This window comes from Streptomyces sp. SID5785, assembly GCF_009870065.1.
In the GTDB taxonomy this organism is placed as follows: Bacteria; Actinomycetota; Actinomycetes; order Streptomycetales; family Streptomycetaceae; genus Streptomyces.
Window position 1 is genome coordinate 1 of the sequence record NZ_WWIA01000837.1, and the last position, 8642, is coordinate 8642.

Annotated in this window: 10 protein-coding genes, 1 pseudogene and 1 riboswitch; of the genes and pseudogenes, 6 read left to right on the forward strand and 5 right to left on the reverse strand. The window is 74.0% G+C overall.

Annotated elements, in window-relative coordinates:
* From GTW43_RS26975 to thiO, 4 genes are all read right to left on the reverse strand, one after another.
* On the reverse strand, positions 1-952 hold a 952-nt coding region (locus GTW43_RS26975), incomplete at its 3' end, for a protein kinase (RefSeq protein ID WP_161304578.1).
* A 124-nt stretch (positions 953-1076) separates the two neighbouring features.
* The gene (locus GTW43_RS26980) at positions 1077-1871 is read right to left on the reverse strand and encodes a thiazole synthase (protein WP_161304570.1); all 795 of its coding nucleotides are present in this window, start codon (positions 1869-1871) and stop codon (positions 1077-1079) included.
* A gap of 5 nt (positions 1872-1876) precedes the next feature.
* Positions 1877-2077, reverse strand: coding sequence for a sulfur carrier protein ThiS (thiS, locus tag GTW43_RS26985; protein ID WP_161304571.1), 201 nt, complete (start codon positions 2075-2077; stop codon positions 1877-1879).
* Positions 2074-3252: a glycine oxidase ThiO gene (gene thiO, locus GTW43_RS26990; RefSeq protein ID WP_161304572.1), complete on the reverse strand. Its 1179-nt coding sequence runs from the start codon at positions 3250-3252 to the stop codon at positions 2074-2076. The genes thiS and thiO overlap by 4 nt, the downstream gene beginning before the upstream one ends.
* Positions 3249-3362: riboswitch (TPP riboswitch) on the reverse strand. It overlaps the preceding gene by 4 nt.
* Before the next feature lie 51 nt (positions 3363-3413).
* Between thiO and GTW43_RS26995 the strand changes: the two genes are divergently transcribed.
* From GTW43_RS26995 to GTW43_RS27020, 6 genes are all read left to right on the forward strand, one after another.
* Positions 3414-3788, forward strand: coding sequence for a hypothetical protein (locus GTW43_RS26995; RefSeq protein ID WP_161304573.1), 375 nt, complete (start codon positions 3414-3416; stop codon positions 3786-3788).
* A gap of 176 nt (positions 3789-3964) precedes the next feature.
* On the forward strand, positions 3965-5128 hold the full coding sequence (locus GTW43_RS27000; RefSeq protein WP_237536833.1) for an FAD-dependent oxidoreductase: 1164 nt from the start codon (positions 3965-3967) through the stop codon (positions 5126-5128).
* A gap of 96 nt (positions 5129-5224) precedes the next feature.
* The gene (locus GTW43_RS27005) at positions 5225-5590 is read left to right on the forward strand and encodes an Rv2175c family DNA-binding protein (RefSeq protein WP_161304574.1); all 366 of its coding nucleotides are present in this window, start codon (positions 5225-5227) and stop codon (positions 5588-5590) included.
* Between the two features lie 70 nt (positions 5591-5660).
* Positions 5661-6308, forward strand: coding sequence for a thiamine phosphate synthase (gene thiE / locus GTW43_RS27010; RefSeq protein WP_161304575.1), 648 nt, complete (start codon positions 5661-5663; stop codon positions 6306-6308).
* A 125-nt stretch (positions 6309-6433) separates the two neighbouring features.
* Positions 6434-7354, forward strand: a complete 921-nt coding sequence (gene metF, locus GTW43_RS27015) for a methylenetetrahydrofolate reductase [NAD(P)H] (RefSeq protein ID WP_161304576.1) — start codon at positions 6434-6436, stop codon at positions 7352-7354.
* Between the two features lie 45 nt (positions 7355-7399).
* On the forward strand, positions 7400-8323 hold the full coding sequence (locus GTW43_RS27020; protein WP_161304577.1) for a DUF1129 domain-containing protein: 924 nt from the start codon (positions 7400-7402) through the stop codon (positions 8321-8323).
* A gap of 93 nt (positions 8324-8416) precedes the next feature.
* Here the strand turns inward: GTW43_RS27020 and GTW43_RS27025 are convergent.
* Positions 8417-8642, reverse strand: a pseudogene (locus GTW43_RS27025) (NAD(P)/FAD-dependent oxidoreductase); the annotation flags it as partial.

Genomic DNA, 8642 nt, shown 5'->3' on the forward strand with positions numbered 1-8642 from the left:
CCGGCGGCTCGGCCGGCCGGGACATCCGCACGCCCGCGGTGCGCACCGCGCGCGGGATCACGCTCGTCCGGTCGTCCGCGCCCGCGTGCTCCGCCTCGCGCGCCTGCGGCGGCACCGCGTCCAGCTCCGCGTCGGACAGCGTCGACCGCGCCTGCCGCACCTGCGCGAGCAGCGCCACGGCGTCCGGCGGCCTGACCTCGGGGGTGCGCGCCGTCGCCGACGCGACCAGCTCGTCGAGGACGAAGGCCGCCCCGGGGACGGCGGCGGACGGCGGCGGCACGTCCTCGTTCAGATGCTTGTAGAGGATCTGCGCCGGGGTGTCGCCGGAGTGCGGCTTGCCGCCGGTCAGCATCTCGTAGAACACGACCCCGCACGCGTACACGTCCACGCTCGGCGTCGCCGTGCCGTCCTCGATCTGCTCGGGCGCCAGGTAGGAGACCGTGCCGAGCACCGAACCCGTCGTGTTCGTCACGGTGTCCACCGCGCGGACCAGGCCGAAGTCCGCCACCTTGACCCGGCCGTCGTCCCCTATCAGGACGTTCTCCGGCTTCATGTCGCGGTGCACGAAGCCCGCGCGGTGCGCCGACCCGAGCGCGGCGAGCACCGGCTCCAGGATGTCCAGCGCCGCCCGCGGGGTCAGCGCCCCGCGCTCGCGCAGCACGTCACGCAGCGTGCAGCCGGCGACGTACTCCATCGCCAGGTACACGTACGCGCCGTCGGTGCCCTGGTCGTAGACCCCCACCACGTTCGGGTGGGACAGGCGCGCGACGGACTTGGCCTCGCGGATGAAACGCTCGACGAACGAGGCGTCGGCGGCCAGCGAGGGGTGCATCACCTTGAGCGCGAGCACGCGGTCGAGGCGGGTGTCCACGGCCCGGTAGACCGTGGCCATCCCGCCGACCGCGATCCGTGCGTCGATGCGGTACCGGCCGTCGAGCACCTGCCCGAGCATGGGGTCTCCCCGGCCGGAGGCCGGGGAAGGGTCCTGAAGGGTCGTGTCCACGCAGGCGAGTGTACGAGGAGCGACCGACACCCCCGGACGGTACGGCGGGGACTGCAGCAGAGCTGTGACCCGCTCAGAACGCGGGCCGCTCCGGGTCGAGGCGGGCCGTCCCGTCCACGGGCGAGGACGCCTCGGCGAAGTGGCGCCGGGGAATGCGGCCCGCGCGGCGGGCGAGCCGGCCCGCCTCCACGGCGTGCCGCATGCCCTCCGCCATCAGCACCGGCTCCTGCGCCCGGGTCACCGCGGAGGCGAGCATCACACCGGCGCAGCCCAGCTCCATGGCCAGGGCCACGTCCGACGCCGTGCCCGCGCCCGCGTCGAGGATCACCGGCACGCGCGCGTGCTCGACGATCAGCTCGAAGTTGTGCGGGTTGCGGATGCCGAGCCCGGAGCCGATGGGGGAGCCGAGCGGCATGACCGCCGCGCAGCCCACGTCCTCCAGCTTCCGCGCGAGCACCGGGTCGTCGTTCGTGTACGGGAGCACCGTGAAGCCGTCGTCGACCAGGGTCTCGGCCGCGTCCAGGGTCTCGATCGGGTCGGGCAGCAGGGTGCGCTCGTCGGCGATCACCTCGAGCTTCACCAGGTCCGTGCCGAGCGCCTCGCGCGCGAGGCGGGCCGTCAGCACGGCCTCGCCCGCGGTGAAACAGCCCGCCGTGTTCGGCAGCACGCCGATGCCGAGCCGCTCCAGGACCGAGAGCACGGAGCCGTGCACCGACGTGTCCACGCGGCGCATCGCCACCGTGGTGAGCTCGGTGCCGGAGGCGGCCAGCGACCGCTCCAGGACGTCCAGGCTCGGGGCGCCGCCCGTGCCCATGATCAGCCGCGACGAGAGCGTCGTGCCGCCGATGACGAGAGTGTCGTCCGCCATGCCGCTCAGCCTCCCTGCACCGCGGTCAGGACCTCGACCCGGTCGCCCTCGCTGAGCACCGTGCCCGCCCACCGGGTGCGCGGGACGACGGTCTCGTTCAGGGCGGCGGCGATGCCGGAGGGGGCGGCGGTCAGCGCGGCCACCACTTCGTCGAGCTTGGTCGCGGCGGCCACGGTGCGCGGCTCGCCGTTCACGGTCACGTTCATGCGGGCTGCTCCGAGAGGGCGGGGGTGAATCGGCGGGGGGTGAACGGACGGGCCTCGTCCGGCAGTTCGCCGGTGGTCAGGGCGTGCGCCAGGACGTCGCCGGTCACCGGGGTGAGCAGGACGCCGTTGCGGTAGTGGCCGGTGGCGAGCAGGAGGCCGGGCAGGGCGCTCGGGCCGAGCACCGGCGCGTTGTCCGGGGTGGCCGGGCGCAGCCCCGCGCGCGTCTCGGTCAGCGGCAGCTCGGTGATGCCGGGGACGAGTTCGTGCGCGTCCCGCAGCAGTTCGTAGACGCCGCCGGCGGTGACCGTGGTGTCCCAGCCGAGCTCCTCGGTGGTGGCGCCGACGACCAGTTCGCCGCTGACGCGCGGCACCAGGTACACGTTGCCGCCGCGCACGACCGCGCGCACGGTGCGGCTCAGGAACGGCGCGTACGCCGCCGGCACGGTCAGCCGCAGCACCTGCCCCTTGACCGGGCGCACCGGCGGCAGCACGGCGTCGGGCACGCCCGCGAGCCGCCCGCTCAGACTCCCGGCGGCCAGCACCACCTGCTCCGCGGTGCGTTCGGACCCGTCCGCGAGCTTCACGCCGCGCGCCCGGTCCCGTACGACGCACAGCCGCTCGGCCCAGGTCCGGTGGAAGACCACCCCCGCGCGCTCGCAGGCCGTCACGAGGGCGGCGGCGAGCCTGCGCGGGTCGATCTGGTGGTCGCCGTCGACCCGCAGGCCGCCCCGCACACCCGGCGCCAGCATCGGTTCGAGCCGCCGGCACTCACGGCCCGACAGCCACGTGGAGTCGAGGCCCGACCGCCGCTGCAGCGCGTGCAGTTCGCGCAGGTGCGAGCGGTCGTCCGCGTCCAGCGCGACCGCGAGCGTGCCGCACGCCCGGTATCCCAGATCGTGGCCGGTGGCCTCGGCGAGCTCGGCGGCGAAGTCGGGGTACCGGCGCGCGGACTCGACGTTCAGGGCGAGCAACGTCTCCTCGCCGTAGTGCAGTTCGGTGACGGCGGCCAGCATGCCGGCCGCGACCTGGGCGGCCCCGCCGCCCGGCTCGGGGTCCACGACCGCAACGGACAGACCGCGCTGCGCGGCCCTCCACGCGGTCACCAGACCGATGATGCCGCCCCCGACGACCAGGACGTCGGTGGTGGACCCGCTGACAGGTGGCGTACGCGGCATGGCGTCCAGCCCCTCCCTTCGCCGGCATGACCCGGATCAGGTTCGTACGGTCGGAGGCCGCTCCAGCCTCCCTCTCAGCCCGCTGCGTACGGGCTCCCGCGAGTGCTTTACGTTGGCCACCCTAACCGTTCGGTATGCCACCCAGTAAGGGAGCCCAGCCCGTGGTCCGTTCTCTCGACGGTCTCTTCCTGTCCCCCGTCGCCGACCAGGCCCCCGGGCAGGTGGGCACCCGCACACGCTTCGCCTACCGGGAGGCGGACGGCCGCGTCTGGGCCTCCTACGAGGGCGGCGACGTCGAGCGCGGCCATCTCGTCGGCACCCGCGAGGGGGACCGGCTCGACTTCCGCTACGTGCAGCTGAAGACCGACGGGACGACCTCCTCCGGGCACTGCCGCTCCACCGTCTCCGAACTCGCCGACGGGCGGATCCGGCTCGACGAGACCTGGGAGTGGGAGTCCCAGGACGGCAGCGGAACGAGCGTGGTCGAGGAGCTGAGCCCCGCCGACGGCCACGGAAGCGTGATCACTGACGCATGATCACTAAACCGGTGACACGTGTGCAGCACGTCACGGAACCGGAGTGGTCCGCGCCGCTGACCGACGCGACACCAGGTGCCTAAGGTGATCCCGTGAGCGAGCAGCTGAGCGGCAACGGGACGGCAGGGAGCGGGACGGCCGCGGAGCAGCGGCACGTCGTCGTGGTGGGCGCGGGCATGGCCGGGGTGCAGACGGCGGTGGCGCTGCGTGAGCGGGGCTTCGCCGGGGCCGTCACCCTGATCGGCGCGGAGCCGCACCAGCCCTACGACCGGCCGCCGCTCTCCAAGGCGGTCCTCCTGGGCAAGGCCGAGGGCTCCGCGTTCGACATCGACTTCGAGGCGCTCGGCGTCACGCTCCAGCTGGGCCGCGAGGTCACCGGGGTGCGCCCCGCCGACCACGAGCTGGACACGGCCACCGGGCCCGTCCCGTACGACGTCCTGGTCGTCGCGACCGGCGCCGAGCCGACGCGGCTGCCCGGCACCGACGGCGTCCCCGGCGTCCACCTGCTGCGCACCCTCGACGACGCCGAGCGGCTGCGGCCCGTCCTCGCCGAGCAGCACGACGTGGTCGTCGTCGGCGCGGGCTGGATCGGCGCCGAGTTCGCGACCGCCGCCCGGGACGCGGGCTGCCGCGTCACCGTCGTGGAGGCCGCCGAGCGGCCCCTGGCCGGTGCGCTGCCCGCCGCGGTCGCCGCCCCGATGGCCGCCTGGTACGCCGACGCGGGCGCCGCGCTGCGCACCCACGCGCGCGTGGCGCACGTCGAGCCCGGCGCCGTCGTCCTCGACGACGGGACCCGGCTGCCCGCCGGCGCCGTCGTCGTCGGCATCGGGGCCCGCCCCGCCACGGCGTGGCTCGCGGACTCCGGCATCGCCCTCGGCGAGCACCGCGAGATCGTCGCCGACGAGGGCCTGCGCACCTCCGCGCCCGACGTCTACGCGGTCGGCGACTGCTCCTCGTTCCCCTCCCGGCGCTACGGCCGCCGTCTGATGGTCCACCACTGGGACAACGCGCTGCAGGGCCCGCGCACGGTCGCGGCCGGCATCGTCGGCGAGACCCCGGCCGTGTACGACCCGGTGCCCTACTTCTGGTCCGAGCAGTTCGGCCGCTTCGTCCAGTACGCGGGCCACCACGAGGCCGCCGACACCACCGTGTGGCGCGGCGACCCGGCCGGCGCCGCCTGGTCGGTGTGCTGGCTGCGCGACGGAGCCCTCGTCGCCGTCCTGGCCGTCGGCAAGCCCCGTGACCTCGCCCAGGGCCGCAAGCTCATCGAGGCCGGCACCGCGCTCGACGCCGAGCTGCTCGCCGACCCCGCCCGGCCGCTGAAGTCCGCCGCGCGCTGACGGGGCCGGCCGCGGCGGTGGTCACGCCGCTCCGGAGAACGCCTGGTCGGACGGGCCCGGCTTCCGACTGTCGGTCCGGGATGGCAGGCTTGTCCCGTGACCGAGATTGACGCAAAGATCGATGCTCTCGTCCCCGACTGGCTCACCCTCCCCGACATCGCCGAACAGGCGGGCGTCGAGGTGACGCGCGTGCGGCAGTGGGTGAAGGAAGGCCAGCTCATCGCCGTACGGCGCGGTGAGAACAGGGCACTGCACGTGCCGGCCGCCTTCATCGACGGCGACAAGATCGTCAAGGGCCTCACCGGGACCCTGACGCTCCTGCGGGACGACGGCTTCTCCGACGAAGAGATGCTCGAGTGGCTCTTCACCCCCGACGCGACCCTGCCGGGCACGCCCGCGCAGGCCCTGAGCGAGAATCGCGGCACGGAGGTGAAGCGCCGCGCCCAGGCGCTCGCCGTCTGACCTGACCACCGACCGGTGTGCGCACCCCGCGCGGGATGCGCACACCGGCGTCCACAGACGGGGGATTCCCATGGCCGACCCGAAGCGCGACCTGCTCGCCGATGCCCGGCTCTACCTGTGCACCGACGCCCGCAGGAGCCAGGGCGACCTGCCGGAGTTCCTGGACGCCGTGCTGGCCGGCGGCGTCGACATCGTGCAGCTGCGCGACAAGGGCATGGAGGCCGGCGAGGAGCTGGAGCACCTCGCCGTGTTCGCCGACGCGGCCCGCCGCCACGGCAAGCTCTTCGCGGTGAACGACCGGGCGGACGTCGCCCACGCGAGCGCCGCCGACGTGCTGCACCTGGGCCAGGGCGACCTGCCGGTGCCCGCCGCCCGCGCGATCCTCGGCGACGACGTCCTGATCGGCCGCTCCACGCACGCCGCCGCGGAGGCCGACGCCGCCGCCGTCCAGGCCGGTGTGGACTACTTCTGCACGGGCCCCTGCTGGCCCACCCCGACCAAGCCCGGCCGCCACGCGCCCGGCCTCGACCTGGTGCGCCACACCGCCGCCCTGGGCACCGAGCGCCCCTGGTTCGCCATCGGGGGCATCGACCTCACGAACCTGGACGAGGTGCTGGACGCCGGCGCCCGCCGGGTCGTCGTCGTCCGGGCGATCACCGCGGCCGACGACCCGGGCGCGGCCGCCGCGGAGTTCGCCAAGCGGCTGCGCGCCCTCTGACCCGCCCGTCGCACCGCCCGTGGTACCGCCCGTGGGAACCAGGGTCCGGCCCTGCCGTGTCCGGATCCTGTCCGCAGGCTGGACGGTGATTAGGGACAGCCGACTTCCCTCAGTAACCTGCCGGTATGGCCCTAGGCACCGCTTCCACCAGGACTGATCGCGCCCGTACCGTGCGCGACATGCTCGCGCCCGGCAAGACGACGTACTCCTTCGAGTTCTCCGCGCCGAAGACCCCCAAGGGCGAGCGGAACCTGTGGAACGCGCTGCGCCGCGTCGAGGCCGTCGCCCCCGACTTCGTGTCCGTCACGTACGGGGCGGGCGGTTCCACGCGCGCGGGCACGGTCAAGGAGACCCAGCAGATCGTCGCGGACACGACGCTCACGCCGGTCGCCCACATCACCGCCGTCGAGCACTCGGTCGCGGAGCTGCGGAACATCATCGGGCAGTACGCCGACGCGGGCATCAGGAACATGCTGGCGGTGCGCGGCGACCCGCCCGGCGACCCGATGGGGGAGTGGGTCTCGCACCCCGAGGGCCTGACGTACGCCGCCGAACTGGTGGAGCTGATCAAGGAGTCCGGGGACTTCTGCGTCGGCGTGGCCGCATTCCCCGCGATGCACCCGCGCTCCGCCGACTGGGACTCCGACGTGCGGCACTTCGTCGACAAGTGCCGGGCGGGCGCCGACTACGCGATCACGCAGATGTTCTTCCACGCGGAGGAGTACCTGCGGCTGCGGGACAGGGTCGTCGCCGCCGGCTGCGACACCCCGATCATCCCGGAATGCATGCCGGTCACCAGCGTCCGCATGCTCGAGCGGCTGCCGAAGCTCAGCAACGCGGACTTCCCGCAGGCTCTGAAAGAGCGGATCCTCACAGCCAAAGACGATCCGGCCGCTGTACGCTCCATTGGCATCGAGTTCGCGACGGAGTTCTGCGCGAAGCTGCTTGACGAAGGCGTACCGGGTCTGCACTTCATTACGCTCAACAACTCCACTGCGACGTTGGAAATCTACGAGAATCTGGGCCTGCACGACCAGCGGGCCTGACGGGCCGTACCCGTTCGGGGCTGCGGCCGTACGAGAGGGGCGTACATGGGCTGGGCGGTCCTCTACATCGCGTTCGGACTGGTGGCACTGTGGCTCCTCGGTGAGGTGCTGCTGCAGAACAAGGCACGGCTGCGCTGGCGCCTGCTCGCCTTCGTCGGCTTCCTCGGCGTCGTGCTCGGCGTCCTGATGCCCTCGGTGGTCGTCATCGGGGTGGGCGCCATCGCGTTCGCGATCGGCCAGACGTACGTCACGCTGTCCTTCCGCCGCGGCTTCGACGCGGGCTGGTCCCTCAAGAGCGGCGGCGCCGACGACGAGGACGCGCCGGCGCCCAAGCGGCGCCGGAAGAAGGAGCCCGTCCACCAGGACCCGACCCTCGAGGTCTCGGGCCTGGAGGCCGCGGACGACACGGCGGCCGCCTACGACCAGCCGCAGCCCCACGAGGCCTGGGGCCCGGCCCCCGAGTCCCCGGCGGAGTCCACCGCGGTCTACGCCCCCGAGCCCATGCCCGACGACACCGGCCAGTACGGCGTCTACAGCGATGCGGCGTACGCCCAGGCCGGGGCCGGCGCCCCGGGCGGCCAGGACCCGCAGGGCTACGGCTACGACACCGGCTCCTACGGCTACGACCAGCAGAACTACGGCTACGACACGGGCCAGCAGCAGCAGTACGCGGCGCCCTACTCCGACCCGTACATCGGCGGCCAGGCCTACCCGGAGCAGGCCCCGTACGGCGACCCGTACGCCACCGGAGGGCAGCAGCAGTACAGCGACCCGTACGCGACCGCCGCGGGCTACGGCACGGACACCCCGCCCGGCGGCGTCTGGGTCCCGCAGCAGCGCAACGGCGAGGAGTACCAGCAGGACTACGGCGGCGAACTGCCCCCCGAGCAGCCGTACCCGGCCTACCCCCAGCACGACCCGAACACGGGCTACGACACCGGATACAACGAGCAGCAGTACCGCTACTGAGCCGTCCTCCCCGGCGCCGGTGTCCGGCTCGTCGGACCCGGCCGGGGGCGCCCCGGGAGCCCTGGAACCGGGCTCACCGGGAGCCCCGGAACCTCACTGGGAGCCCTGGAACCCCGGGCCCTCCACGATCAGCCCCGCCACCAGCGCGCCCGACATGCCCGCGTGCGGCAGCCCGCCGCCCGGGTGCGACCAGCCGCCGACGGCGTACAGCCCGGGCAGCTCCGTCCCGTTCGCCGCGTGCAGCAGGCGGCCGCCGTCCGCGGCGAGCGCGGGCGCGGGCACGGCCCCGCCGGCCGCCCCCGTCGCCTCCGCGACGTCC

Coding starts and splice junctions, on each gene's coding strand:
- GTW43_RS26980 (WP_161304570.1), bottom strand. CDS start 1,871: ATGGCGGACGACACTCTCGTCATCGGCGGCACGACGCTCTCGTCGCGG.
- thiS (WP_161304571.1), bottom strand. CDS start 2,077: ATGAACGTGACCGTGAACGGCGAGCCGCGCACCGTGGCCGCCGCGACC.
- thiO (WP_161304572.1), bottom strand. CDS start 3,252: ATGCCGCGTACGCCACCTGTCAGCGGGTCCACCACCGACGTCCTGGTC.
- GTW43_RS27000 (WP_237536833.1), top strand. CDS start 3,965: ATGGCCGGGGTGCAGACGGCGGTGGCGCTGCGTGAGCGGGGCTTCGCC.
- thiE (WP_161304575.1), top strand. CDS start 5,661: ATGGCCGACCCGAAGCGCGACCTGCTCGCCGATGCCCGGCTCTACCTG.
- metF (WP_161304576.1), top strand. CDS start 6,434: ATGGCCCTAGGCACCGCTTCCACCAGGACTGATCGCGCCCGTACCGTG.
- GTW43_RS27020 (WP_161304577.1), top strand. CDS start 7,400: ATGGGCTGGGCGGTCCTCTACATCGCGTTCGGACTGGTGGCACTGTGG.